This window comes from Mesorhizobium sp. P2_A8 (genome assembly GCF_056404935.1).
Map to the genome: position 1 here is coordinate 12,156 of NZ_JBFUDB010000009.1, position 24,031 is coordinate 36,186.

Consider the following 24,031-nt stretch of genomic DNA (forward strand, 5'->3'; position numbering starts at 1 on the left):
GGACCTATTTCGGAACGTTCTGAAACTTCCCGTCGACGGGAACAATCCCCGGCGCGACCAGCTTCAACTCGCCAGCGGTCTCGCCGCGCCACTGGGGAAGGCAGGGAGACACCGGCACATCGCCGGCCATCTTCTCCGCAAGGTCGCGGGCAATCCAGAGCATAGAATCGACGGCTTGGTCGCGGTCGTGGTCGACTTTGGCGAAAACCCGGCCACAGATGACGTCGAGCAGATCGTGCAGGTGCTTTGCGTCCGCTTGCAGATCATCGAGGGTCTGAGAAATCACCATCTTCCTATCCTCGCTATGCCCGGCGCGATGATCGTTAGTTGATCGGGATCGCGACCGGTGCGACGTCGGCCAAGGCTGCGAAGCATTTCCCTGCCTTGGTCGTGACCTTCTCCGGTGAAGCCAAGACCACCATTCCAGCCCGCTTGCTCGTTGTCGGTGGCAGTCCAGCCTTCAACTCCTACGCCAGTCTGTCCGGTGGCGTTGCCCCAGCCTAGGTACGGCTCGGCCTCGCCCTGGTCGTCGTGCGGCTCATCCTGTATGTCGCCGCCGTGCTCGTTCTCTTCCTCGACGTCTTCGCACCAGTGCCCGCCCTTTGACCAATTGGCGGTAGCGGAAGCGTCGTGCTCGTCGCCGCTTTCCTCTAAGTCGCTGTCGTCGGCTTCACGGTCATCGTGAGGGCTGCCGCGACCGTCGTCGTTTAACGTGCTGTAGAAGCGCGGTCCGCCGTTGCCCCAGCCAAGCCACGGCTCGTCGTCGGCTGTGTCTTCAAGGTCAGGATCAGGCGACATGGCGTCGAGCATATCGATCAGCCTTTCGATCGAATCCGCGATGGCCTTCCGGTTGGTGAGCGGCACGAGCAGGGTTTCGGGATCAGCGGCCAGCGATGCCGCGACGTAGGCCTCGGCCTTCTTGGTGAGATCGAGGTCATCCATGGCGGTCGGCCTCCGCATTGTCGATTATGCGGGCGCCAGCGTCGTGCAGGGCGTTGGAGAGGCGAAGGAGCCTCAATGCTAGGTGCAGGCGCCCAAGGCGCGTGCGGAGCGCCGCTGCGGCCAGCAGCAGGCATATTGCGGCGTAGGTCATGTCAGCCTCCGCTGGACGAGCAGCATTTGGCCGGAAAACCTTCCGATGATTGCTATCACTTCGGCAGCTGGCATAGCTTCGCCGGCAGCCGGAAACGTGAGTTTCGGCATTGCGGTAACTCCAAATGGTGACATTTACACCATTAACGGTAATGCCATACCCGATTTGATGTCAATAATGTTTGGTGATAAAAACACCATATGAAGCCAGTTCAATGTCGCATGGGGCGTGCAGCCCTCAATTGGAGCACCCTCGATCTTGCCAAAGCGGCCGGAGTTGGAGGGAATACCGTCAATCGTTTTGAGGCCGGCCAGGACGCCCGCGTGAGCAGTGTCGACAAAATGCGCACTGCCCTCGAATCTGCCGGCGTCGAGTTCATCGCCGAGAATGGCGGCGGTGCCGGGGTGAGATTGGCACGACGGTAGTGGGCCTTTTCTATTGGACTAAGGTCTGACGTAACCGCTTTAGTTCCGGTATCGTCCGTTGGACGTTCCGTATTTTAGCAAAATCTAATATAAGGTTTCGCTACCCAGCCGTAGCGCAACACACGGCCATTTGAATTGCGGCGCTGGCGGTGACAGCTTACCTACCGCCTCATGAACCGAACGAAACTCACGCTCTGGATTGTGCTGTTGCTGGCGGCGGTGCTGATCTTGGTCGCCATTTATCTGTTCGTGCAGGCGGATGCACCAGACTGGACAACGCGCCTGTAGACGCTGGTGACCTAAGCTCCAATCCACGTCTTCATGTTCGCCACGACAGCATCTTGAACGCCGGTTGCCGGGATGGTGGAGAACGAGACGGCCTCGAAGAGATTAATGGCCGCCTGACCGGAACCGCCCTTACCGCCGAAGTTGATTGCCCCGGTGAGCGTGGTGTTGCCAGAGCCCGTCGCTGCCGACCACGAACCGCCGTCCTGACGGCAGTAGAGGTTGCCGCCCTCGTGCCGCCACTCGACGACATGACAGGTGCCGAGACTCCCTTGCGCGAAACCCGAGCCGGACCCCGGAGCCCACGCCCCTTGATTGTACGCGTTGACCTTGCTCGAATTCAGATAGATGCCGAAGTTGGTATTGCCGTCGCCGAAAACAAGGTTGTTAGAGCCGCTGGCCGACCACTCTGCATACGACGCGATCAGGTAGCCCGCCGTGGCCGTTATGAGGCTGGACATAACCCCGCCGGTCATGAGCTGATTGACGTTATCGAAGTGGAGGCAGGTTCGACTGTTCGGCCCAGCCGTAGTGACCGATATGTTCGTAGGAGACGCCGCAATATTTCGGGAACCCTGCCCGGTCTGATCGTTGAAAGAAGAGGCGCTTGACGTGCCCGTGTAGCGCGAGCCGCCGACGAACGAAGTCAACAGATCGCGTGACATGGACCACGCACCGGACGGCGAAAGACCATCAAGCAAATATGTCGGCGCCGCTGCGTCGGCGAACTGATCGATGAGGATCGAGAATGGCCCGGCGTCTGAGTTGTTGAACCAAAGTGCAATACCGAACGTGGCAACGCCCGAGACATTGGTGAACGGCGTCAAGGCGAAGTCGGAAAGCTCCTCGGTCCAGGCCACGCCATCGTCCGACGTGGCATAATCGGCCGTGGTGCCGTCTGCGGAGGTCGTCAGCCGGTGATAGGCGCTGTACTGCGTTCCATGGGCCGGAGCGCCGCTATCTGCCGTTGTGTGGCCTGTTTCCTTGTTCCAGCCATTAGGGGGCGTGCCGTAGACTTCATAGACCGTGCAGCCGGTCGAGCCGTCACCGCGCAGGCCGGCAAGATGGAAGTCATTCCCGTTCTTGACCCCAAACCCGACCATTGCAAGCTTGCCCTGTTTGGAGAGCTGGGAAAAACTGGCGGTCGTGCGGAACGTGTATTGGCGGCCGGCGGCAATGGAAGCCATGGGATAAACGAATTTCCCGAACGAGCCGGGTTTCACTTTGCCGGTGACAGTCGTGTTGCCGCTGGCCGTGGTTGTGACAATTGGCGGGTCGATAAACCCGCCGTCGCTGTCGCCATTGCCGCCGCCGACTGAGACCACGGCGCCCTTGCCGCGACCGCCTAGCATGTGAATGAACATGGGTGATCTCCTAGAAGGGCCAGGCCAGCGCCAGGACGACGGCGGCGGAAAGGGTGAAGGCGAGCCAGGCGATCATGCCTTGCCGCCCGGCTCGACATGGGCAAGCTGGCGCAGGCCCATATACTCCATCGCCCCGGCCAGCTCGGTGAAGAAAGCGTCTACATCCTGCCAGGGAAGCGCGATCCGGTGGACTCCGTCCGGTAGATCGAACTGGAGCCCGAGGTACTGCCCGTCCGGCGAGCAACCCAGCCACATCCCGCTCGATGCCACGGCTTTGAAGTCGCCGAACTGCGCCATAAACGCTTGGCGATTCTGCTCGACGCGTTCGGCATGCTCGGGCGGTGCGCGCCACCATGCTTCAAGTTTCTCGGTCATCCGCGCCTCGGCTTTCTGCCGTTCGACAGCAGCGAGCTTGCGACGGCGAAGCGCTGCAGTTTCCTCAGACCGCTGTTATCGGCGGCGATCAGGTCAAAGACGTCGTTGGGACCGAGGCCGAAATCGAGCTTGAGGCTAACCATTTTGCTGGCCCCGCCCGCAGGCGCCAACTCGGCGAGGCCGCCAGCGGCGAAGCGCGGGATCTGCATGGATCGGTTGAAATTGTCAGCCAGCCCGCCAAGGCTGAAGCCCCGGAAGCTGTCCATCGCCGGCAAGAACCCGTTGTTCAGCTTGTGGAAGAAATCAACGCCGAGTTGCCTCACCACTTTTGCCTGGATGACATATTCGCCAGCACTAAGCCGCGCCAGGATCGAATCCGTGCGAGGCCCGCCGGGACCGCGAACCGAGCCGCCGCCGGCAAAGCCAGAGGCCGACGAGCCGCCGCTGTCGCCGCCGCCAAGCCCGACAAGCTGTTTCGCCAGATTGATGGCCGACTGGATTTTCGAAACAATGCTATCGACCAGGGACGATATGCGACTGAGCACGCCACTGGCGATGCTGACCAGGCTGTTGAAGATGCTGGTGATCCGCTGCGGCAAGGTGCCGAACCAGCCGGCGATCCTGTCAACGATCTGCTGCGCGATCGATCCGAGGCTTTCGACCAGGCCGCCCCATGCTGCGACAATGGCGTCGACAATGCCGTTGAAGGCGTCCACGGCCGATTGCTGGCCCGTCTGAAAGGCGCCGACGATCTGCGACCACAAGTCAGTCGCGCCCTGCACGATCGCTTGCCAAGCTGCCGCAGCGCCGCTGGTGATGAACTGCCAGGTCGCTGCGGCGCCGGCTTTGATGTCTTCCCAGAAAACGGCGATGGCGATACCTGCGCCAACAGCCGCAGCCGCAATTGCCAACGGGACGGCGCCCACCGCTCCTGCCAGAAGGCCGATACCGGCCACAACGGCGCCTATGGTTGAGCCGAGCAGGGTGAACGCACCCACGGCTGACAGGATGGCCGCGCCAAGCGCCAACTCGCCGGCTGTGATGTCGGTTCCGAAAATCCGGTTGATCTGATCGGCAACCAACTGTGCCCCTTCGCGAAGCAGCTTGAATGCCGGCAAGATCAGGCCGGTGAAAACACCTGAGACATCGTTGCCGAATTGAATGACGGCAGCCGACCACTCCTTGATCCAAGGGTTTTTGACCGCGGCTGAGTTGCCGGAAAGCAGGTGCAGAAGATCGCCGAGGACGCTCAGCACTTTCTGATTAATGACCTGGCCGAACTGGACCAGTGCATCGCGGTTGTTGGCGATGAGGTCGGCGAAGCCATTCGCCAGAGCGGTCAGACCAGGCGCGAAAATCAGGCCGAGTTGAAGACGCGCACCGGCAGCTGCTTTACTCACCGAATCGAGACTGTCGCCGAGGTCGTCGCCGATCGCCGCCTGTGCATCGGTCAGGGTGACGCCGAGTTTCTTGGCCTGCTCGCCGAGTTCGAACAATCCCGCCTTGCCTTCGTTCAGGAAGGGCAAAAGCTCGGCGCCCGCTTTGCCGAAAAGCTCAATTGCAAGCGCACTCTTCAACGCCGAGTCCGGCATCCGCGCGAAGGCGTCGGCCACATCAAGCAAAATCGCTTCGTTGGTCCGCAGTTTGCCGTTGGCGTCGCGGACCTTGACGCCGAGCTTGGTGAAGATGTTGCCGGCGGTGTCGACCTGTTTTGCAGCATCCTTGGTCTTGGCGCCGAAACGGGTCACCGATACGCCGGTCGCGTCGATCGTGTCGCCGGCCTTGTCGGTTCCTTTGGCCGCTTCGGCGATCGCCTTGTTGAGTTTGCCCATTCCCGAAACGAACTGCTCGTTTGAGACGTTGGCCATTTCAGCGGCGAATTGGAGTTTGGTGAAAGCCTCGGTCTGCAAACCCGTCGTTTCGGCTGCTTTCCCGGCATTGTCGGCAACTTCGCCGGAAGACTTGGCCAAGCCGAACAGTGCCACACCAGCACCGCCCGCTGCGACCGCCAGGCCGGTGCCGAGCAATGCTAGGTTCTTGCCGACAGTCACAAGGTCCCCTTTGACCTTGGAGAGCGAGGCCGCGAACTTGTCGAAATTCGCTTTGTTGGCGGCTGCCTGGATGTCTTTGAACGCCTTCTCGCCGGCATCGCCGAGCGCCTTCAGTTGCTTCTCGATGGTGTCGCCACCGTCCAGCGCAATCCTTTGCGTGATCGTGTTCTTGGCCATCTACATGTCACACTTCTTGTTGGCTTTGTCGGTCGCGATCATGCGCGCGCCGCCGTGGGCGGTTCCGCCTGGTCGTAGTCGTTTGCATAGGGGTCTTTGCCTTTGCCGAGCAGGCGGTAGAGGGTGTCGAAATCTTTGATAACGATCTTCTTGCGGCGTGCCGCGTCGACCGCCTTGCGGAGGTCCGTCTCGATTTGGGCACGAAGCCCGATCATCCAGCCCTCGACCGCCCCGGCGATGAGGACCGCGTCGTTTCCATAGCCTAGTTCGGTACATTTTTGATGTAGCCAAGAGCCGACCGGACTTTGTTGAAGCTGCCACCACGCCACCAGAACGCTGACGACCGACAGTTGAAAATCGAGGTCATGTTCGGTTGCTTCGCGGTCGAAATTGTCCAGTTCGATGCGGCGCCTCTGAGCCTTCATCAGAGCAATGCGCTCGCGCCGTAAATCGTCGGAATCGGCGCCATCTGCCAAGCTGGCGATGTAGGCCAGCACGCAGTCACGCAAGCCGTACTTGCCTCGGCTCTCGCGCGGAAACAGACCTTCCTCGGCAAGCTGTCGAATGCGCCGATCGGTGAGATCCAGAACATCCCCGACTTCCGAAGCGGTAACAGTCAAAGTCTTGAAATTCACGGCTTTGCCTTCCCAAGCGGAAACGGAAACGACATTTTTGAATCTGCACCTAGAGGTGTCATGTGCTCAGCCGCCCCGCATACAGTTTGACCGGCCGGGAGGACCCGGAGACGCGATGCAGGCGGACCAGCCCGGAAGCCGGTCCGCCCGCGACGCAAAGCCATTGAGGAGATTCCCATGTCCTTGGCCGCGCCATTCGTGTTCATCGGTCAGGCCTTCCCGTGATCGTGCAGGGCATCGAGCCGGGCGTTGGTCCGCGAGACAGCCTTCGCCCATGACGTGGCCTTGGGCATCCTGTTGATCTCGGCGTCGATAGCCGCAAGCTCTGGCTTCAACTCGCTGAGCGTCGGGATATGGTCTGGTGTGGTGCGGCCGAGGATGAAGCGGGGCGCGGCTGCATTAGCCTGGATGGTGTCAGCCTTGCGCTCTCTGGCATGTCGGGCCTGTGCGCTTGCCGTGAACAGGTTCGCTAGGTCATCTCGGCTGCGCAGGTCTGCTACATGCTCGCGCTGGTCATCCGAGAGGCTGAAGAAGCAGCCGGCATTGGATGTCGCATCGAAGAACGCGACGACATCTTCAGCGCTGTTGAAGCCGGAAGCATCGCCGCGCTCAACTGCGGCGCGCCAACGCGGGGGGAAGGTTGTGGGGATCATTGCCGGGCTCCTATGGGATGGATGCGGCCAGGCCGGAAACAACGAACCTGGCCGCGTGGTGCTGCCACGTCTCTGAAGCGTGACTGCGCCATTGCTGAATAGGTGAGCCGGGCGGTGCGCATGGCCTCGCCCGGCTCTTGCTCGATGGTGAAGGACCGCACCATGCATGAAACCTCAGTCTTCGATGGCCGGGCCGACGATGCCGAGCAGTGCTCGTACGTCTGCATCCGGTCGGTGATCGATGCCGGCCGCTTCGGCCAGGGAGACTTCGGCACGCTCGACATCAAGGATCTGGTCGGACAGCCTGGAGAGAGCGGCATTGCGCTGCTCATCGTCCATCGCGATCCCGTCGTTGGCGACGGCGTCGATCTCCTTGTCGAGTGCCTTGGCGATCTGGTCGCCTATTGCCCAGCAAATAAGCCCGAGCGCGTCGGCGGTCTGGCCCTTGCCTAGCCAGCCGACAAGGTCGCTTTTGAAAGTTGGAATCGTTACGGCTTGCGTCGGCCACCGCACTTCGTCGCCATGGTTGACAACGGCGTCGACACCGGGCTTGCCCCTTGCTGCGAGCTTGCCGATCTCGGCGCGGATCTTCTGCTTGGCTACCGCGCTCGGCCAGGGTGCGACCCATGCAGCTTCCATTTCGCCTTTCAGGCTGGCGAGTTCGGCGCGTGCGGCATCGACGGTAGCGAATTTGCGCAACTTGCCGGTGAAGGCCTCGAACGGCTGGCCAGGCCACGCGGCTGCCAGATAGCGCTCTGAGCGCTCGACGAAGGCCGTTGCCTGCTGCTGCTTATGAGCGAGCACATCGCGGCGCGTGTTGATCTGTGCCAGGCTTGCTTCCGCCGCCGCCAACTTGGCGCGAGCCTCGACGACATACGATGGGTCGCTGCCATCGCTGTCTCGGACAGGCCGGGGATACCCCATCGTCATCGCCGTTTCAGGATCAGTCAGCTTGCGGACAAGCAACTGCGCCTCGGTCCGTGTCGACTGAGCGTGACGAAACGCATCATCAAGACCGCGATAGGCGCTAAGGGCATCCTCTCGCGTCTCGCGCAGCCTCACCAATTTGGTGCGAGCTGCGTCGGGCAGCATGTCGGCTGCGTCAGGCGCGGCGCCAAACTGCTGCATGGTCACGCCGTGCTCTGTGGCGTTGGTGAGCTCGATCGCGCGTTGCCAGCCTGGAGCGTTGCGATCGGCCGCCTCTCGTGCCAGGCGCCGGCTATCGTCAAATGTGCGGCCATACATGCCAGTGTAGCGTTCGTCGTAGGCCATTGAGGTTTCCCTTGGGTGTTCGTTGTTGGATTGAGGGTGCACTGCGAAACGCGACGAACGAAGCCCCTAAAACGCGACAAACGCGACGACGCTATCTGCTCTGACGAAGGCTTCGCAGCTTGGAGACGCTGACCATCCAGCGTGTGCCGGCGTGTTTGACGCCGATGCGCTTGTCGCGACACAGCTTGCGGAGCGTGTCCTTTTCCATGTCGAATTCCTGAGCCGCGACGGCGAGGTCGATTAGGTCGTCTGGAAACTGCTCGTCTGCTGCGGTCGCGTCACGCTCGGCCCGCATAGTGCCCACCAGTGTCACGGCGGCGGCCACTTGGTCGGAAAGGCCTCGAAGATGTTCGGCGAGGAGGTCGAGCGGGTCCGGGGCACCGTTGGGGATATGGTAGGATAAGGATGTCACGCTTTCCGTGACGGTTTGTTTGGTCGAATGGCCTATTTCGTCACGGTTTTCGACACAGCGTGTTACGGTTTTCGTCACAGGCTCGCCCTTTCCGTCACGCTTTTCGACACAGGACCGTCACGCTTTTCGTGACAGGGTTTTGTTTTTCCGTTGCGGCCAAGAGGGTTGTTCGAGCCGGTCGTTTGCACATGGAAATCCCGGGCGGGTTGCCATTCGCGATAGAGCTTCCTCCCGTCACCCTGTGTGCCCGGCATCTTCAATTCGGTGAGCTCATAGGCAGGCGACTTCGCTGCACCCTCAACGCCAAGGCAGGCTTGTTCGGTCTGGACAATGAAGCCCTTGCGCTGGAGATCATGGAAGGCGTTTGCTGCGGTGCCCGGTCGGATTCCCATCCGGGCAGCCGCCTGCCTGACACTCAGACGGATCTTGCCGTTGTTGTTGTTTTCAACGCCGTGCCATTCGAATTTCAGCCACGGATACAAGGCCTGCGCCGTCGTGCTGAGAGCCCGCCAAGCCGGCTCCTCATGGGTGCGCCGGATTAGCTTCGTCCAGTGCTCGCCCGGCGGCTGCGGCTTGCGGTTCATCCCGTCGCCCTCCAGCCCGACAGGATCGTCTGCAGGGATTCCAGCTCGGCCGCGTTTACCGTTTCGCAGCGAGCCCAGGCTTCCGGCTCAATGAGTTTTTCGATCTCCTGCTGCACGCACTCGCGCAGGTCGCGCGGGTCCATAGCATCAAGTTCCCAACAATGCGCCCCGTGGTTCTGGACGAACCAGTCGTAGCGCTTGTCAGTGCGTTTGTCGGACGCAGGGAAGTACGGTAGGCCTTGCGTCTGTTCTGGTGTCAGAGCGATGCGCCGGAACCTGACGTGCGCACCGCCATACTCAACGAGGCGCCGCGGCAGATCGGCCTCGGACATGTACATGCCGCTGGGATCGAAGTCCCCGGCATAGAGGACAATCAGAGGTCGCCCGTCATCATCTGTGGCGATGTCGTTGACCGTGGTCGCACTGGCGAAGCCGTGCATGACACGGAAGCCGACAGCGTAGTGGTCGAGCACCGGCTTCAGGACGCCGCGAACGGTCCCTTTCTCGGACCACACCTCGACGCGATATGGCTGCTGGTTCCAGAAGTCGCGACGATAGGACAGCGCGACGACGCGGGCGTACTGCGCAGGGTCGTCCCAGGTCGAAACCCGCTCCAGTTCTCGGGTCTCGTCAACGATCCAATCCCACGGGATGTCGTCTTGCTCTCTCGCAATCCGCAGGAGGCGATAGACCTTCTGCATGTCGTTGGTCGACATCGACGAGATCAGCCCGGCCGTGAACAGCTTGTAGCCGATGCCTCGGCCGGTGATCGGCTGCATCTCCTCGGCGATCTTGTGCATCGCCTCGATCATGTCGAGCGAGGCTTGCGCCATGCCCCGGACCTTTTTCAATCCCGGTTGAATTTGCTCTGTCATGCCGCACCGCCTTGCCGAAGCCGGCGATGTTCAGCCTTATGGCATTTGCGGCAAAGCCATTCGATAAGGAGTGGTTGCCGGTGATCGGGATGATGGGCTTCGGCCTCGGCGGCGCCGCAGCGAGAGCATGCTTGCGGAGCGATGATGCCCCTCCTGATCGCCGATTGCGTCGCCGAGTGCGCCCATGCCGCGACAGGATGTCGATTGCGCCAGCGCTGTTGCTTGGAAAGGGGCTTCGCGATATTGTCGATGTCATTGCTGCTTTGAATGTCTTCGCGAAGCTCGCCCTGGCCGGCGGGCTTTCGCATTTCAGGTGCCGCTCGCATTTGCGCCTCCTGCCCGGATGAGATTGGCAAGGCGGACAGCTTCACAAGCGCCGTGCAGGTCGAGCGGGTAGCGCTCTCTCAACTCGACGACGGCCGGCCGAGGCCGTTGCGCCTTCGGCGTCTCGACAATGAAACGAGCCGCCTCCTGGATGACGAAGTTGGGATCGAGGTCGGTCTGGCCCATTATGCCGCCTCCCCTTTCAGAATGCGGTCGAGCGCCGCCTTCGGGACCAACAGTCGCTTCCCGATCTTGATGATGGGGATCTCACCCCTGCGCACGGCTTCGTAGCCGGCGTTACGTCCAATCCCGAGAGCTTGGGCCGCTTCGGCGACAGTGATGGTTTGACGGGCATTTTCGGTAACTGCAGTCATAGTCAGTTTCTCCGTTTCATTCCCGTCGGGACCATCCCGAACGGGTTAGTGTAAGAATGCACTAATAACTAAGCGAGGGCTTTACAAACGTCAAGTGCGCACTTACACTAACCAACAATGACGGCGCGGGACGTAGCGCCACGGGTTGGGAGAGGAAACGGAAATGATGCTGACCTATTCAGCGGCCGAAGCGGTTCTTGCCGGGATGTATGGCCTCGACTCAAACGTGCAGGAGAAGGCGTTCCGCGCGAGGCTGAAGCATCTAAAAAGGCTAGGCGTTCCGCTCGGGTCAAACCCTGGTCGCGGGACCAAAATTTGGTATCACGACGAGCAGGTTTACCAGTGGGCCTTCTGCCTGGAATTGGCGGAATTCGGTATTGATCCTACGTCGGTCGTGGGGTTCATCCGGGACTCGTGGGCCGACATCTTTCGGCATTTCAAAGAGGCGCGCGGGCGGCAGGGTACGAAAGAACTCTGCTTCTGCTCCGAGCCGCGATTTATGGCTGCTCCGCTTTCCGGTGGCGGTCTGGGCTTCGAATACTCGTGGCGCGAAGCAGGCAGTGTGCGTGTCGACGGCGTCCGCAGGGCGCTCGTGATCAATCTGACTGCAATGGTCCGCGAGATCGACATCCTACGCGTTCGCGCTGACAGCACGAGGAGCGACGACGATGCGCGGTAACATCACGCGGCGCGGCAAAGCCTCCTGGCGCCTCAAGTTCGATCTCGGCACTGACCCTGTTACCGGCAAACGACTGACACAGTTCGCGACCGTTCGGGGCACCAAAAAGGAAGCCGAGGCCGAGCTGTCCAAGCGCCTCAATCAAATCGACGAAGGCACGTTCGTCGAGCGATCCATGTCCACGGTTGCCGAATATGCGCGGCATTGGTTGAAGACCATCGCGCCATCGAAGACGGCGGCGAAGACGTTGGAGCGCTATGGCGAGATCGTGGAGCAACACATCATCCCGCAGGTCGGCGCCGTCGCGCTGCAGAAGCTGGACGGCACGCGGATTGATCAGTTCTATGAGCATCTGCGCACCGCCGGGCGCCGCGATGGCAAGGGCGGCTTGGCCGCGCAAACCATCCAGCACATTCACCGGCTGCTTTCGCAAATCCTGTCGTCAGCGGTGAAGGCAAGGAAGCTGCGCCAATCGCCGATGGCGGCTGTGCAGACGACGCCCAAGGTGCGCCGCGAAGAAATCCAAGTGCTCGATGACGACGAATTGAAAGCCCTCCTAGGCCACCTCAAAGGCCGTTCGATCTACATGCCGGTGCTGATGGCTGCGTCGACGGGAATGCGCCGTGGCGAGGTGCTGGCTCTGCGGTGGAAGGATATCGATCTCGACCGCGCCACGCTTCAGGTTGTCCAAGTCGTCGAGGAAACGAAGGCCGGTATTGCCATCAAGGAACCGAAGACCGACCGCAGCCGCCGCACGATCGCCCTGCCCGCGCGTCTGGTGGTCGAGCTGCGCCGGCACCGCAAGGAATTGGCTGAGCATCGTCTGAAACTCGGCATGGGCAAGGATGAGAAGGATCTGGCGTTCCCGACATGGGACGGTCGCATTCGGACCCCTCGCCCGTTCTCGAAAGAGTTCGCTCGTGAAGCCGAAACCGCAGGCGTTCCGCAAGTCACCTTCCATGGCCTTCGGCATACCCACATCACGCATCTATTGCGCAGCGGCGTTCCTGTGCATGTCGTCTCGGCCCGCGCCGGCCATGCGAACCCATCGGTGACGCTGAACATTTATGCGCACTTGCTGCCAGGACAGCAGGAAGGCGCCGCAGCGGTGGTTGACGCGGCCCTCAATGCCGCTTTACAGGAATGAAGCGCGAACCAGTCGGGAACGCCTTCGGTGCCAATCCGGTGCCAACAGGTCAAAAGCGGCCAGCAGCGCAAAGCCTAAGTGATTGAAAAATCACGACGGAGGAATGGCCGAGCGGTTTAAGGCACCGGTCTTGAAAACCGGCGTGGGTGCAAGCTCACCGTGGGTTCGAATCCCACTTCCTCCGCCAGATGTATCGCCTAACAGGCTGATTTTGTAAGGTATTTGTCAGCGCCGTTTGCCTCCTTCCCAATGCGTTTCCCAAGGAAAATGCAACCGAAGGAGACAGGGAAATGATCCACCTCGCCATATGCCTGCTGCTTGCCGCAGCGGCCCTACGCACGCGCGTCGTGCGTCTTCACCTTGCACGCCGACTGCTGCGCGCCGCGAACGCCCTGGGCGCCGCTGGTGGCCGCGTTATTGATCAGGTGCAGAGGGAGATCGGGCAATGAACGCTCACACGCCCACTCTACAGCCCCTTGGAATGCCCAAGGGAATGGACCCTCGCGAATGGCGCCAGTCAGTCCAGAAGCGCCTGAACGATCACCTCGACCGCGCCATGAGCCTGATAACGGCGCTGGATCTCATGGAAGCCGATTGCGATCTAGAAGACGGCGGCGACGACGAGCCAATGATGGGCGCCATTGAACTGCGTAGCGGCTCGCAAGAGGATTGGGCGGGCGATCGCCCAAGGCTCCCAGGTCATGACGAATGCGAGGCCGAAAACGAGTATGGCGGCGACACCAACGACGAGGCGCAAGGCGGTCAGCTTGGCGAAACATGGGAGGACAGCGAGCCATCGCTTGGCTGGACGAACCATATTGACCAGCGATTGAGCATGAAGGTCGCATCTGTGTGGTTCGAAGACGGCGAGCAAGACGCAGGGGAAATGGCAGAGCAGCCAGACCACTACTGAAATCGAAAACGGTTTTCATTTTGGCCCGCTGCCTCACGGTGGCGGGCTTTTCATTTGGCTGTGGGGACTAGGCGGGATTAGCGGGCAAAATGCCGTCGCTTTCGAGTGTCAGCAGATGTGGTAAGGTTGATTGTCGGCGAGTAGCAGAGGTCCAGCAACAATGACTTTGAGGCGAACCAGAGCTTACGGCACATCCGGCTTGGTTCTAGCGGTTTGCATTGTAGTTGCTTGGCAGAACGCCACTGCCGCTCAAGATTGCGACGCAGCCGCGACGCCTGGCGTCAATTGGCAGGACTGTGACAAAAAGCTTCTCATCCTAGAAGGCCAGGACCTGAGCGGGGCGAACCTGATCGGTGTTGATTTCACTTCGACCGACCTCAGGAACAGCAATCTCCTTGCGGCAAATTTTGAGAAGGCAACGCTTGTGCGTGCTTCCCTGGCCGACTCGACCGCCAAAGGCGCCCGGTTCGACAAAATCGAGGCCTACAGGACCGACTTCAGCCATATGGACGCGCAGGGCGCTGTGTTTACGAGCGCGGAAGTGCAGCGCTCGAATTTCCAGGACGCCAATCTGACCAATGTTGATTTCACAAAGGCGGAATTGGGGCGAGCGCAGTTCCATCACGCCGATATCAGCGGCAGCCGCTTTTCGTTTGCCAATCTCGCGCGGGCGGACTTCCGAGGAGCGACGTTCACCGCGCCGATAGACTTTGACCGCGCTTTTTTCTTTCTGACCCGTATCGAGGGCCTCGATCTTTCCAATTCGGCGGGTCTATCCCAGTGGCAGATCAACATGGCTTGCGGAGACGCCCGGACCGAGTTGCCTTCTGGCTTGACGAGGCCTGAAGATTGGCCCTGTAGCGAGCCATAGGCTCGGCGCCGTGTCGCTGCCGGGGCTGAAATCGTCAAGCGCGCCCTTGCGGGGGCGAAGCTTTGGCGAAACTCGATTGAAGGACGACGAGATCTGGATGCGAAGACATTGACGGGATCACAGGTCAGGCGCAACTTGAACGCACCGACCGAGCACGGGAGGAAGAAATGAGCCGGGTCAAGGACGTTTGCGATCGAGCACGATCGCTATGGCTGCGGGTGGTGCGATCGACCCACCCTGTCGACGATGTCGAGGACGAGTTGTATCGGCTGATCGACGGCAAAACCAATGTCATCGCCGGGACCAACTTCCAGGCGTCCCGCTTCGACATCGAGACCCATCTATCGCGATGGGAGAGCTACAAGCCGCCGAACCGTAACTGAAAACTATTCCGGTTCGGAGGGAAATTGCCATCGGTATGGCATTGGCCGGTTTGATCACCGCCTCTTCACCTTCGGCGTGATCTCCTCGACCCGCACCTACTTGCGCGATCACACCATAGGCTAACGCGATCCCGCAGTTCACAATACACTACAAGCGGTTGATTCCCTTGGGATGTAGCCGCTCCCATCAGGAGGTCCGTCGCGTGGGGGCACGCGGCGGACTGCTGGTGGCCGGCGGCGCTGGCGTGAGGTTGCGGAAGAAATCGGGTTTGAAGGCGTGTCATCCACCGTCTTGAACGCGCCGCTCGGCGCTCGATCAGATTACTGTCGCGCATATTAGCAAGCCCTTGACTGCCAGCCGCGCCGCGCCAGAATCTATCCATGGCGCGGGAAATCAATATCGGTGACAGGGTGGCAATCTTCGCCACTGTGGGCAAACGCATCGACGATCGCGTGACCCTGCACATCCTTACGGCCAACAATCCCTGTTCGATCGTCGATCCAAAGGCGAAGCCAGGCGACAGGATGAGATTCGAGGGCGATGTCGTCTTTGTCGACGAGGGTCTGGGCCGTGTCACCGTGCAGGTGCTCGGGCGTGTCACGGTCGAAGCCACTACGGTCGAGTTGGTGAGGAAGTTCCGACGGCCGAAGGGTACAGAGCCGCTGCTCGACAAGCACTTATAGAGGCCGCGAACTGGGAGCAAATGGCAAAGACATATGTTCGTGAACCGATGGGAGGACTTCGATGATCAACAGTATGCGTGGTTTGATCCCTGGCCTGACTGCCCTCGTGGTCACCTCGTCATTTGCGCAAGCAGCAGGCGACAGCATCGCCGGCGGGAAAGTAATGGCGAAATGCCAATCGTGCCACGGCAAGGATGGCCTCGGCAGAGCTATGCCCGTCGGCGGCGAAGCGCCCAATATCGCCGGTCAGAAGTACGACTATCTCGTCCACTCGCTGATGGCCTACAAGGCCGGAGAGCGCAAGAGTTCAATGATGTCGCTCGTCGTCAAGAAGCTGAGCGATGAAGACATCGCCAATGTTGCGGCTTACTATGCCGCGATCAAGATTACCGTCGAAGCTCCGCAGTGACAAGTATAACCAAGGCCAGCGATGTGGAATCAGGGCGGCGGACTTCGGTAAACGCCCAAGGGGATGGCCGGTGCGGGCGCCTCCCACCCAAGCATCTCTGCACCGGCCACTGCGACAGCGGGAAAGGCCCCGCTCGGACAAGTTTATATTATATTAGAGGTCACGCAATTGAGGCTGAAGTCCCTTGGTTGGCGGCCCTAAAGGCCCGCATAACTCGCCAGTCGGGCGCAATCAAGCATCTGTCGGACACTTCCTCCGCCAGAAAAATCGAAGAAAAAGCAACAAGATCAATAGCTACCAACAAGAACATGCGCCGGCGAGGTCGGCCAGCTGCCCTTGTCGAGGATGCCCGCGACCAGTCAGCCATGTCAGCTTCGGTTCACGCGTTGGCGGCAAGGCTTTTTGCGCAGGCCCGCTCCGAGCCGACTGGTGTTCGGCAATATTTTGCCTAACATAATACTCGGACAATACTGAATGGGGAAAGGCCATGGCCAATCAGAGTGCTATCGAGCAGGCAGTCCTGGAGCTGGTCAATCGCGCGCGGCTCGACCCTGCTGCGGAGGCCGCACGATATGGCATCAGCCTCAATGAGGGGGTCCCGGCCGACGAGACCATCTCCACGGCCATGAAGCAGCCGCTGGCGATGAACGATACGCTGCTCAGTGTGGCGCGGGCTCATAGCCAGGACATGATCGACAACGACTACTTCGCGCATGACGATCTGGGCGGCCACGATCCATTCGAACGGATGACGGCCGCTGGCTACAGCTTCGATCGGGCCGGCGAAAACATCGCGTTTCGATCTACTTCCGGCGTTCTCACACCGGCGATGACGCTGCAGCTCCATCAAGATCTGTTTGTCGATGCGGGCATCCCTGACCGTGGCCACCGGGTCAATTTGATGAATCCGGACTTTCAGGAGGTTGGTGTCGGTCAGGCCCAAGGCCTCTATGAGGGCTTGAACGCGACGATGCTGACCGAAGATCTTGGCCGGCCAGGCGCCAACCGCCAGTTTCTCACCGGTGTCGCCTTCAACGACACCGTGACTGCCGACCAGTTCTATTCGATCGGCGAAGGGCGCGCCGGCATAACGGTCTCCGTTGGCGGCGGACCGAGCACGGCCGGCGGCAGCGCCGGCGGCTATTCCGAAGAGGTGACAGCCGGTCTCAAAACCATCACGTTTTCTGGTGGCGATCAGGTGACGCCGGTGGTTCTCACCGCCACGATCGCTGCCGGCTTCAACGCCAAGATCGACTTGATGGGCCAATCGACCATCCGCACGTCGGTATCGGTGACAGCGGTGAACGGCATTTCGACCATTGTCGGACTTGGCACGAATGCCTTGACGCTGACCGGCACCGACGGCACCCAGGCCATACATGGTTCCTCGGGAGGCGACCTCCTGGACGGCAAGGCTGGCGCCGACACGATGAGCGGCGGCATCGGCAATGATACCTATTATGTCGACAATGCCGGCGACCATGTCATCGAGGCCATTGGCCAGGGCACCGACAATGTGCAGGCCTATGTCAGCTTCAACATGGGCGGTCAGGAGGTGGAGAACCTGGCGCTGCGCACCTCCGCTTCCATCAACGGTACCGGAAATGCTCTTGCCAACATCATCAACGGCAACAGTGGCAACAACATCATCGACGGCATGGGCGGTGCGGACACCATGAGCGGCGCTCAGGGCAACGACACCTATTATGTCGACAATGCCGGCGACCATGTCATCGAGACCATCGGCCAGGGCACCGACAATGTGCAGGCCTATGTCAGCTTCAATCTTTCCGGTCAGGAACTCGAAAACCTGCAGCTGCGCAGCGCAGGGAACATCAACGGCACCGGCAACTCCATTGCCAACATCATCAACGGCAATTCCGGCAACAACATCATCGACGGGCTCGGCGGCGCCGACACGATGAGCGGAGCACAGGGCAACGACACCTATTATGTCGACAATGCCGGCGACCATGTCGTGGAGACCATCGGCCAGGGCACCGACAATGTGCAGGCCTATGTCAGCTTCAATCTTTCCGGTCAGGAACTCGAAAACCTGCAGCTGCGCAGCGCAGCTTCGATCAACGGCACCGGCAATTCCATCGCCAACATCATCAACGGCAATTCCGGCAACAACATCATCGACGGCCTTGGCGGCGCCGACACGATGAGCGGCGCTCAGGGCAACGACACCTATTATGTCGACAATGCCGGTGACCATGTCGTTGAGACCATCGGCCAAGGCATCGACACTGTGCAGGCCTATGTCAGCTTCAACCTTTCCGGTCAGGATCTGGAGAACCTGCAATTGCGGACCCCCGCCTCCATCAACGGCACCGGCAACGCTCTTGCCAACATCATCAACGGCAATTCCGGCAACAACATCATCGACGGAATGGGCGGCGCCGATACGATGAGCGGCGCTCAGGGCAACGACACCTATTATGTCGACAACGCCGGCGACCATATCGTTGAGACCATCAGCCAGGGCACCGACAATGTGCAGGCCTATGTCAGCTTCAACCTCTCCGGCCAGGAACTCGAAAACCTGCAGCTGCGCACTTCGGCGTCCATCAACGGCACCGGCAATTCGATTGCCAACATCATCGGCGGCAATTCCGGCAACAACGTCATCAATGGGCTCGGCGGCAACGACACGCTGTCCGGCGCGCAGGGTCAGGACAGCTTCGTCTTCACCACCGCCGTCGACGCCTCGACCAATGTCGATACCATCACCGACTTCTCGGTGGTCGACGACACCATCCAGGTCGACAATTTGATCTTTGCCGCGCTTGGCGGCAACGGCACGCTGACGGCCGATCAGTTTGTCGCCAACGCGTCGGGCACCGCTGCCAATGCCAGCCAGCACATCATCTACGAGACCGACACCGGTTGGCTCACCTACGACAGCAACGGCAACGCCGCGGGCGGCTCCACCCATTTCGCCACGCTGGCCGCCAACCTGGCGGTGACCAACGCCGATTTCGTCGTGGTGTGAGGGAAGCCTCATCCAACAATGAGAAGCAGGAAACCACCCGGCTTCCTCAATGGCTCAGAATTTGTGATGCGCAAGAATTGCGACTGGATCGTTCAGATTCTCGCAAGGGCAACGGACTACCCGGCTCGTACGCAACAACAAACCACCGTCAAAGCGCGGCGGTACATACGTGAATTAAGCAGAATTTCAGCCTGTCAGTAAGAACCGCGTTGAACGCATGCACGACATACAGTACCAATTTAGCGGGCTTTGGGCATAGGATTTCGAAAACAGATGCTCAGCAGTTGACCGTCAGCATTCGGCTGCGCGGAAAACGATTGTATATTTCGGAATGCGACTTTGGCCGATCATGATGGCGGCAGGCATGGATGGTCGCTACTGTCACCAAGCCGAGAAATTTTGGACGGTCGCCGGGTCAAGACCAGGCCGGTCCACGGAAAGGCGCTATCGTCGTGGCATTCGTCGGACCTCAACAAGCACGACCCTGTCCCCGCGGATCCGCAGCGCCGGCAGCGAAACATCAGGAAGTTCTTCGGGGGGCACTCGAAGTGGCAGAACGTCTGTGCGGCTAGGGCAAGGCGAACGACAGCGAATAAGGCAGTCGGACAGGCGCAGGTTCTGAACCTCGCGGCCATTATGGATAATTAAGCGGTACGGCCGCTGGAAGGGCAAACGGGGAAGGCAATGCCAAACGTCACCGAAACAACGGATGCGGCAGCGTCCACCGCCACGAGCTACACCCTGGCAGTGGGCCAGACGGCGACCGGCCATCTGTCTTCCGGCGGCGACCATGATTGGTACCGGGTCCATCTGGTGGCGGGCCAGACCTATACATTTGCGCAAGTCGGCGAGGGCGCGCTCGGCGACAATGTCGGTGATACCTATTTGTCTCTCATGAACGCGGCCGGAACATTGATCGCGGCCGACGATGACAGCGGCCCAGGTTACTATTCGACGGTTACCTACACGGCGACGGCCACGGGCGACTACTTCATCAATGCCGGCTCATCATTCGATTGGTATGCGGGGCAGTATGGCGTTTCCGTGGTGAGCGGAACCCGGGCTAGCTATGACGAATTGATGGGCGCCGGCGCGATCCTGACGCCCGAAAGCAGTTGGAGCACGACGCCCGGGCAACCGGCGACCGTGACATGGGCTGTGCGTACGACGGACGTCAATTGCACGGACTCGCAAGGGTTTGCTGCCCCCTTCAGCCAGTTGACTGCCGCGGAAGTCGCTGCCGTCAAGTCTGTGCTTGCCATGTATTCGTCTGTCTGCGGCCTGACTTTCACGCAAGTCAATCCCGGCGGCACCAGCAACAACGCGACGATGCTGTTTGGAAACTACACATCGGAGGAGGATCCTGCAGGAGCCTACGCAATCTATCCGGGAACGACGGCGCCGGGCGACATTTCCGGGGACGTGTATTTGAACACCGACGCCATCCACACGGAAAGTCTGCCGATCGGCTCTTACGATTATCAGACGATCCTGCACGAAACAGGCCACGCGATCGGCCTGTCACATCCCGGCGATTACAACACCACGCCTGGACAGACTCTCAGCTACGGCCAAGACGCCCAGTTCATCCAGGACAGCAACCAATACACCGTTATGAGCTATTTTGACGAAACCAACACCGGGGCATCGGCCTATGGGACATCGGACTTAAATGACTACCCTGACACACTGATGTTGTATGACATTCTGGCGGTTCAGCAGCTCTACGGCGCCAATATGACGACGCGGACGGGCAACACCGTCTACGGTTTTGGTTCCAATGCAGGAGACGTGTACAACTTCGCCATAAACACCTCGCCTGCGATCTGCATTTGGGATGCCGGTGGTGTCGATACACTGGATGCGTCCGGCTTCAGCCAAGCCCAGCTCATCAGTTTGGCGGCAGGCAGTTTCTCCAATATCGGCGGCCTCCGCGGCAATGTTTCAATTGCCTTTGGGGCGACAATCGAGAATGCCAACGGCGGTTTCGGCACCGACACGCTGATAGGCAATTCCGGCAACAACGTCCTGGATGGCCGTGCCAGCGCCGACACGATGCGGGGCGGCCTGGGCAACGACACCTATTATGTCGACCATGCCGGCGACCATATCGTTGAGATCATCGGCCAGGGCATCGACAACGTGCAGGCCTATGTCAGCTTCAACCTTTCCGGCCAGGAGCTGGAGAAGCTGCAGCTGCGCGGTGCAACGAACATCAACGGCACCGGCAACTCCATCGCCAACATCATCAATGGCAATTCCGGCAACAACATCATCGACGGCCTCGGCGGCGCCGACACGATGAGCGGTGCTCAGGGCAACGACACCTACTATGTCGACAATGCTGGCGATCACGCGGTTGAGACCAGCGGCCAGGGTACCGACAATGTGCAGGCCTATGTCAGCTTCAACCTTTCCGGTCAGGATCTGGAGAACCTGCAACTGCGCAGCGCCGCATCCATCAATGGCACCGGCAATGCTCTTGCCAACATCATCAACGGCAACAGTGGCAACAACATCATCGACGGCCTTGGCGGCGCCGACACCATGAGCGGCGCTCAAGGCAACGACACCTACTATGTCGACAATGCCGGCGACCATGTCGTCGAGGCCATCGGCCAGGGCACCGACAATGTGCAGGCCTATGTCAGCTTCAATCTTTCCGGCCAGGAGCTGGAGAACCTGCAGCTGCGCACCTCGGCCTCCATCAACGGCACCGGCAACTCCATCGCCAACATCATCAACGGCAATTCCGGCAACAACATCATCGACGGCCTTGGCGGCGCCGACACGATGAGCGGAGCACAGGGCAACGACACCTATTATGTCGACAATGCCGGCGACCATGTCGTTGAGACCATCGGCCAGGGCACCGACAATGTGCAGGCCTATGTCAGCTTCAATCTCTCCAGCCAGGAGCTGGAGAACCTGCAGCTGCGCAGCGCAGCTTCGATCAACGGCACCGGCAATTCCATCGCCAACGTCATCGGCGGCAATTCCGGCAACAACATCATCAATGGGCTCGGCGGCAACGACACGCTGTCCGGCGCGCAGGGTCAGGACAGCTTCGTCTTCACAACGGCGCTCAATGCCTCGACCAATGTCGACCACATCACCGACTTCTCGGTGGCCGACGACACCATATGCGTCGACAATTTGATCTTTGCAGCGCTTGGCGGCAACGGCACGCTGACGGCCGATCAGTTTGTCGCCAACGCGTCGGGCACCGCTGCCAATATCAGCCAGCACATCATCTATGAGACCGACACCGGCTGGCTCTATTATGACAGCAACGGTAGTTCAGCAGGCGGCTCGACCGTTTTTGCCACGCTGGCCGCCAACCTGGCGGTGACCAGCGCCGATTTCGTCGTGGTGTAAAGAGGTCTGCCGGTTCGTCCGAAGCGGAGGTGGCCACCGCCGCCAAAGTCCATCGCAACGAATCCGTCCCTACCCTCGCCGGCCAACTGCAAGTAAAAACGGTCAGTTGTACTGGTTCAGAAAACCTCGTAAGTTATACGGTGGGGTATTAATCTTGGCTGGGAGAACGTCATGGCTGTGGTCAGCGGTGGTACGGTTTTTGGGCTGAATTTCGATACGCTGCAGGTGGGAGCACTGCTCGACTACGACTTCGAGGACCCGCAGCCTCAATATGCAAGGTTTTTTGACGACGCGTCGAATTACACACTCTTTCAGGGCTCTGGATTCACTTATAGCGCCGGCGTCCCTACCGGTGGAACGATCACATCCGTCCTGTATGTCGTGGCTGGCGGCACGGTGTTGCAGATCACGGGCCTGAACGTAGCAGCCACCGACGTTGTGAGCTTCGTCCTGACCAATGACACGATGGGCCTGCTCAATCTTGCGCTGAGTGGCAATGACACGCTGAACGGAACGCCTCTGCACGACGTGCTCTATGGATTCGGCGGCGCCGACACCTTGAATGGCGGCGCAGGCGCCGACACCATGCAGGGTGGCATCGGCAATGACACCTACTGGGTCGACAATGTCGGCGACCACGTCATTGAGGTGAATGGCCAGGGCACGGATAATGTGCAGAGCTATGTCAGCTTCAACATGAGCGGCCAGGAGATCGAAAATCTGGCGCTGCGCGGCGCGGCCTCGATCAACGGCACCGGCAATTCCATTGCCAATGTCATCAACGGCAACAGTGGCAACAACATCATCGACGGAATGGGCGGCGCCGACACGATGAGCGGCGCTCAAGGCAATGACACCTACTATGTCGACAATGCCGGCGACCATGTCATTGAGACCATCGGCCAGGGCACCGACAATGTGCAGGCCTATGTCAGCTTCAACCTCTCCGGCCAGGAGCTGGAGAACCTGCAATTGCGCGGCGCCGCATCCATCAACGGCACCGGCAATTCGATTGCCAACATTATCAACGGCAACAGTGGCAACAACATCATCAACGGCCTTGGCGGCGCCGACACGATGAGCGGCGCTCAGGGCAACGACACCTATTATGTCGACAATGCGGGCGATCACGTGGTCGATGTGATTGGTCAAGGCACCGACAATGTGCAGGCCTATGTCAGCTTCAATCTCTCCGGCCAGGAGCTGGAAAACCTGCAGCTGCGCAGCGCAGGAAACATCAACGGCACCGGCAATTCCATCGCCAACGTCATCGGCGGCAATTCCGGCAACAACATCATCAATGGGCTCGGCGGCAACGACACGCTGTCCGGCGCTCAGGGTCAGGACAGCTTCGTCTTCACCTCAGCGCTCAATGCATCGACCAATGTCGACCACATCACCGACTTCTCGGTGGTCGACGACACCATCCAGGTCGACAATTTGATCTTTGCAGCGCTTGGCGGCAACGGCACGCTGACGGCCGACCAGTTCATCAAGAACACCACGGGTCTTGCCGGCGACGGCAACGATCACATCATTTACGAGACCGACACCGGCTGGCTCTATTATGACAGCAACGGCAATGCGGCGGGCGGCTCGACCCATTTCGCCACTCTCGCCGCAAACCTGGCGCTGACGAATGCCGATTTCGTCGTAGTCTGAACTTTAAG

Annotated in this window: 25 protein-coding genes and 1 tRNA gene; 13 read left to right on the forward strand and 13 right to left on the reverse strand. The window is 60.1% G+C overall.

The genetic code is table 11. The features are described from left to right. Positions 1–4 precede the first annotated feature (4 nt). Together AC1D10_RS25160 and AC1D10_RS25165 are read right to left on the reverse strand one after the other, a co-directional pair. The gene (locus AC1D10_RS25160; RefSeq protein ID WP_477276669.1) at positions 5–289 is read right to left on the reverse strand and encodes a hypothetical protein; all 285 of its coding nucleotides are present in this window, start codon (positions 287–289) and stop codon (positions 5–7) included. Then, on the reverse strand, positions 283–942 hold the full coding sequence (locus tag AC1D10_RS25165) for a hypothetical protein (RefSeq protein WP_477276671.1): 660 nt from the start codon (positions 940–942) through the stop codon (positions 283–285). The genes AC1D10_RS25160 and AC1D10_RS25165 overlap by 7 nt, the downstream gene beginning before the upstream one ends. 82 nt (positions 943–1,024) lie before the next feature. Here AC1D10_RS25165 and AC1D10_RS25170 point away from each other — a divergent pair, with 82 nt between their 5' ends. Next, positions 1,025–1,297 carry a hypothetical protein gene (locus AC1D10_RS25170; protein WP_477276673.1) on the forward strand — a complete coding sequence of 91 codons (273 nt, stop codon included), beginning with the start codon at positions 1,025–1,027 and terminating at the stop codon, positions 1,295–1,297. A 520-nt stretch (positions 1,298–1,817) separates the two neighbouring features. On the opposite strand, the gene AC1D10_RS25175 is transcribed toward AC1D10_RS25170, so the two are convergent. From AC1D10_RS25175 to AC1D10_RS25225, 11 genes are all read right to left on the reverse strand, one after another. Continuing rightward, on the reverse strand, positions 1,818–3,167 hold the full coding sequence (locus tag AC1D10_RS25175) for a hypothetical protein (RefSeq protein WP_477276676.1): 1,350 nt from the start codon (positions 3,165–3,167) through the stop codon (positions 1,818–1,820). Positions 3,168–3,239: 72 nt separating this feature from the next. Further along, positions 3,240–3,542: a hypothetical protein gene (locus AC1D10_RS25180; RefSeq protein WP_477276678.1), complete on the reverse strand. Its 303-nt coding sequence runs from the start codon at positions 3,540–3,542 to the stop codon at positions 3,240–3,242. Beyond that, positions 3,539–5,770: a phage tail protein gene (locus AC1D10_RS25185; RefSeq protein ID WP_477276680.1), complete on the reverse strand. Its 2,232-nt coding sequence runs from the start codon at positions 5,768–5,770 to the stop codon at positions 3,539–3,541. Before AC1D10_RS25185 ends, AC1D10_RS25180 begins: the two co-directional genes overlap by 4 nt. A 38-nt stretch (positions 5,771–5,808) precedes the next feature. Beyond that, a complete protein-coding gene (locus AC1D10_RS25190) occupies positions 5,809–6,405 on the reverse strand; it encodes a hypothetical protein (protein ID WP_477276682.1) in 597 nt (198 codons plus the stop codon). A 209-nt stretch (positions 6,406–6,614) separates the two neighbouring features. Beyond that, positions 6,615–7,058 (reverse strand): hypothetical protein, encoded by a 444-nt coding sequence (locus AC1D10_RS25195; RefSeq protein ID WP_477276684.1) that lies wholly within the window; start codon positions 7,056–7,058, stop codon positions 6,615–6,617. A gap of 174 nt (positions 7,059–7,232) precedes the next feature. Then, a complete protein-coding gene (locus AC1D10_RS25200) occupies positions 7,233–8,330 on the reverse strand; it encodes a hypothetical protein (protein WP_477276686.1) in 1,098 nt (365 codons plus the stop codon). A gap of 91 nt (positions 8,331–8,421) precedes the next feature. After that, a complete protein-coding gene (locus tag AC1D10_RS25205) occupies positions 8,422–8,820 on the reverse strand; it encodes a hypothetical protein (protein WP_477276688.1) in 399 nt (132 codons plus the stop codon). Further along, positions 8,817–9,326, reverse strand: a complete 510-nt coding sequence (locus AC1D10_RS25210; protein WP_477276690.1) for a hypothetical protein — start codon at positions 9,324–9,326, stop codon at positions 8,817–8,819. Before AC1D10_RS25210 ends, AC1D10_RS25205 begins: the two co-directional genes overlap by 4 nt. Next, a complete protein-coding gene (locus AC1D10_RS25215; RefSeq protein WP_477276692.1) occupies positions 9,323–10,201 on the reverse strand; it encodes a hypothetical protein in 879 nt (292 codons plus the stop codon). Before AC1D10_RS25215 ends, AC1D10_RS25210 begins: the two co-directional genes overlap by 4 nt. A 309-nt stretch (positions 10,202–10,510) precedes the next feature. Continuing rightward, positions 10,511–10,711: a hypothetical protein gene (locus tag AC1D10_RS25220; RefSeq protein WP_477276694.1), complete on the reverse strand. Its 201-nt coding sequence runs from the start codon at positions 10,709–10,711 to the stop codon at positions 10,511–10,513. Continuing rightward, the gene (locus AC1D10_RS25225) at positions 10,711–10,899 is read right to left on the reverse strand and encodes a helix-turn-helix domain-containing protein (protein ID WP_477276696.1); all 189 of its coding nucleotides are present in this window, start codon (positions 10,897–10,899) and stop codon (positions 10,711–10,713) included. Before AC1D10_RS25225 ends, AC1D10_RS25220 begins: the two co-directional genes overlap by 1 nt. Positions 10,900–11,062: 163 nt before the next feature. Here AC1D10_RS25225 and AC1D10_RS25230 point away from each other — a divergent pair, with 163 nt between their 5' ends. The 12 genes from AC1D10_RS25230 to AC1D10_RS25285 all read left to right on the forward strand — a co-directional run bounded on the left by AC1D10_RS25230 (position 11,063) and on the right by AC1D10_RS25285 (position 24,023). Next, positions 11,063–11,578, forward strand: a complete 516-nt coding sequence (locus AC1D10_RS25230; RefSeq protein WP_477276698.1) for a hypothetical protein — start codon at positions 11,063–11,065, stop codon at positions 11,576–11,578. Continuing rightward, positions 11,568–12,725, forward strand: coding sequence for a tyrosine-type recombinase/integrase (locus tag AC1D10_RS25235; RefSeq protein ID WP_477276700.1), 1,158 nt, complete (start codon positions 11,568–11,570; stop codon positions 12,723–12,725). The genes AC1D10_RS25230 and AC1D10_RS25235 overlap by 11 nt, the downstream gene beginning before the upstream one ends. A gap of 97 nt (positions 12,726–12,822) precedes the next feature. Beyond that, positions 12,823–12,912: transfer RNA gene (locus AC1D10_RS25240), tRNA-Ser, on the forward strand. A gap of 103 nt (positions 12,913–13,015) precedes the next feature. Continuing rightward, positions 13,016–13,174, forward strand: coding sequence for a hypothetical protein (locus AC1D10_RS25245; protein ID WP_477276702.1), 159 nt, complete (start codon positions 13,016–13,018; stop codon positions 13,172–13,174). Next, positions 13,171–13,638, forward strand: coding sequence for a hypothetical protein (locus AC1D10_RS25250; RefSeq protein WP_477276704.1), 468 nt, complete (start codon positions 13,171–13,173; stop codon positions 13,636–13,638). Before AC1D10_RS25245 ends, AC1D10_RS25250 begins: the two co-directional genes overlap by 4 nt. Positions 13,639–13,798: 160 nt before the next feature. After that, the gene (locus tag AC1D10_RS25255) at positions 13,799–14,509 is read left to right on the forward strand and encodes a pentapeptide repeat-containing protein (protein WP_477276706.1); all 711 of its coding nucleotides are present in this window, start codon (positions 13,799–13,801) and stop codon (positions 14,507–14,509) included. Between the two features lie 167 nt (positions 14,510–14,676). After that, positions 14,677–14,892, forward strand: a complete 216-nt coding sequence (locus tag AC1D10_RS25260; RefSeq protein WP_477276708.1) for a hypothetical protein — start codon at positions 14,677–14,679, stop codon at positions 14,890–14,892. A gap of 381 nt (positions 14,893–15,273) precedes the next feature. Beyond that, positions 15,274–15,576: a hypothetical protein gene (locus AC1D10_RS25265; protein WP_477276710.1), complete on the forward strand. Its 303-nt coding sequence runs from the start codon at positions 15,274–15,276 to the stop codon at positions 15,574–15,576. Positions 15,577–15,637: 61 nt separating this feature from the next. Continuing rightward, the gene (locus tag AC1D10_RS25270) at positions 15,638–15,985 is read left to right on the forward strand and encodes a c-type cytochrome (RefSeq protein WP_477276712.1); all 348 of its coding nucleotides are present in this window, start codon (positions 15,638–15,640) and stop codon (positions 15,983–15,985) included. A 487-nt stretch (positions 15,986–16,472) separates the two neighbouring features. Continuing rightward, positions 16,473–18,983, forward strand: a complete 2,511-nt coding sequence (locus AC1D10_RS25275) for a CAP domain-containing protein (protein ID WP_477276714.1) — start codon at positions 16,473–16,475, stop codon at positions 18,981–18,983. A 684-nt stretch (positions 18,984–19,667) separates the two neighbouring features. Continuing rightward, positions 19,668–22,361: a M10 family metallopeptidase C-terminal domain-containing protein gene (locus AC1D10_RS25280; protein WP_477276716.1), complete on the forward strand. Its 2,694-nt coding sequence runs from the start codon at positions 19,668–19,670 to the stop codon at positions 22,359–22,361. A gap of 171 nt (positions 22,362–22,532) precedes the next feature. Then, a complete protein-coding gene (locus AC1D10_RS25285) occupies positions 22,533–24,023 on the forward strand; it encodes a calcium-binding protein (protein ID WP_477276718.1) in 1,491 nt (496 codons plus the stop codon). Positions 24,024–24,031 lie beyond the last annotated feature (8 nt).

What these genes read in the sequence shown, in the direction of transcription:
- AC1D10_RS25160 (WP_477276669.1), bottom strand. Translation starts at nt 289, where the DNA reads ATGGTGATTTCTCAGACCCTCGATGATCTGCAAGCGGACGCAAAGCAC.
- AC1D10_RS25165 (WP_477276671.1), bottom strand. Translation starts at nt 942, where the DNA reads ATGGATGACCTCGATCTCACCAAGAAGGCCGAGGCCTACGTCGCGGCA.
- AC1D10_RS25175 (WP_477276676.1), bottom strand. Translation starts at nt 3,167, where the DNA reads ATGTTCATTCACATGCTAGGCGGTCGCGGCAAGGGCGCCGTGGTCTCA.
- AC1D10_RS25180 (WP_477276678.1), bottom strand. Translation starts at nt 3,542, where the DNA reads ATGACCGAGAAACTTGAAGCATGGTGGCGCGCACCGCCCGAGCATGCC.
- AC1D10_RS25185 (WP_477276680.1), bottom strand. Translation starts at nt 5,770, where the DNA reads ATGGCCAAGAACACGATCACGCAAAGGATTGCGCTGGACGGTGGCGAC.
- AC1D10_RS25195 (WP_477276684.1), bottom strand. Translation starts at nt 7,058, where the DNA reads ATGATCCCCACAACCTTCCCCCCGCGTTGGCGCGCCGCAGTTGAGCGC.
- AC1D10_RS25200 (WP_477276686.1), bottom strand. Translation starts at nt 8,330, where the DNA reads ATGGCCTACGACGAACGCTACACTGGCATGTATGGCCGCACATTTGAC.
- AC1D10_RS25210 (WP_477276690.1), bottom strand. Translation starts at nt 9,326, where the DNA reads ATGAACCGCAAGCCGCAGCCGCCGGGCGAGCACTGGACGAAGCTAATC.
- AC1D10_RS25215 (WP_477276692.1), bottom strand. Translation starts at nt 10,201, where the DNA reads ATGACAGAGCAAATTCAACCGGGATTGAAAAAGGTCCGGGGCATGGCG.
- AC1D10_RS25220 (WP_477276694.1), bottom strand. Translation starts at nt 10,711, where the DNA reads ATGGGCCAGACCGACCTCGATCCCAACTTCGTCATCCAGGAGGCGGCT.
- AC1D10_RS25225 (WP_477276696.1), bottom strand. Translation starts at nt 10,899, where the DNA reads ATGACTGCAGTTACCGAAAATGCCCGTCAAACCATCACTGTCGCCGAA.
- AC1D10_RS25230 (WP_477276698.1), top strand. Translation starts at nt 11,063, where the DNA reads ATGATGCTGACCTATTCAGCGGCCGAAGCGGTTCTTGCCGGGATGTAT.
- AC1D10_RS25235 (WP_477276700.1), top strand. Translation starts at nt 11,568, where the DNA reads ATGCGCGGTAACATCACGCGGCGCGGCAAAGCCTCCTGGCGCCTCAAG.
- AC1D10_RS25245 (WP_477276702.1), top strand. Translation starts at nt 13,016, where the DNA reads ATGATCCACCTCGCCATATGCCTGCTGCTTGCCGCAGCGGCCCTACGC.
- AC1D10_RS25250 (WP_477276704.1), top strand. Translation starts at nt 13,171, where the DNA reads ATGAACGCTCACACGCCCACTCTACAGCCCCTTGGAATGCCCAAGGGA.
- AC1D10_RS25255 (WP_477276706.1), top strand. Translation starts at nt 13,799, where the DNA reads ATGACTTTGAGGCGAACCAGAGCTTACGGCACATCCGGCTTGGTTCTA.
- AC1D10_RS25260 (WP_477276708.1), top strand. Translation starts at nt 14,677, where the DNA reads ATGAGCCGGGTCAAGGACGTTTGCGATCGAGCACGATCGCTATGGCTG.
- AC1D10_RS25265 (WP_477276710.1), top strand. Translation starts at nt 15,274, where the DNA reads ATGGCGCGGGAAATCAATATCGGTGACAGGGTGGCAATCTTCGCCACT.
- AC1D10_RS25270 (WP_477276712.1), top strand. Translation starts at nt 15,638, where the DNA reads ATGATCAACAGTATGCGTGGTTTGATCCCTGGCCTGACTGCCCTCGTG.
- AC1D10_RS25275 (WP_477276714.1), top strand. Translation starts at nt 16,473, where the DNA reads ATGGCCAATCAGAGTGCTATCGAGCAGGCAGTCCTGGAGCTGGTCAAT.
- AC1D10_RS25280 (WP_477276716.1), top strand. Translation starts at nt 19,668, where the DNA reads ATGCCAAACGTCACCGAAACAACGGATGCGGCAGCGTCCACCGCCACG.
- AC1D10_RS25285 (WP_477276718.1), top strand. Translation starts at nt 22,533, where the DNA reads ATGGCTGTGGTCAGCGGTGGTACGGTTTTTGGGCTGAATTTCGATACG.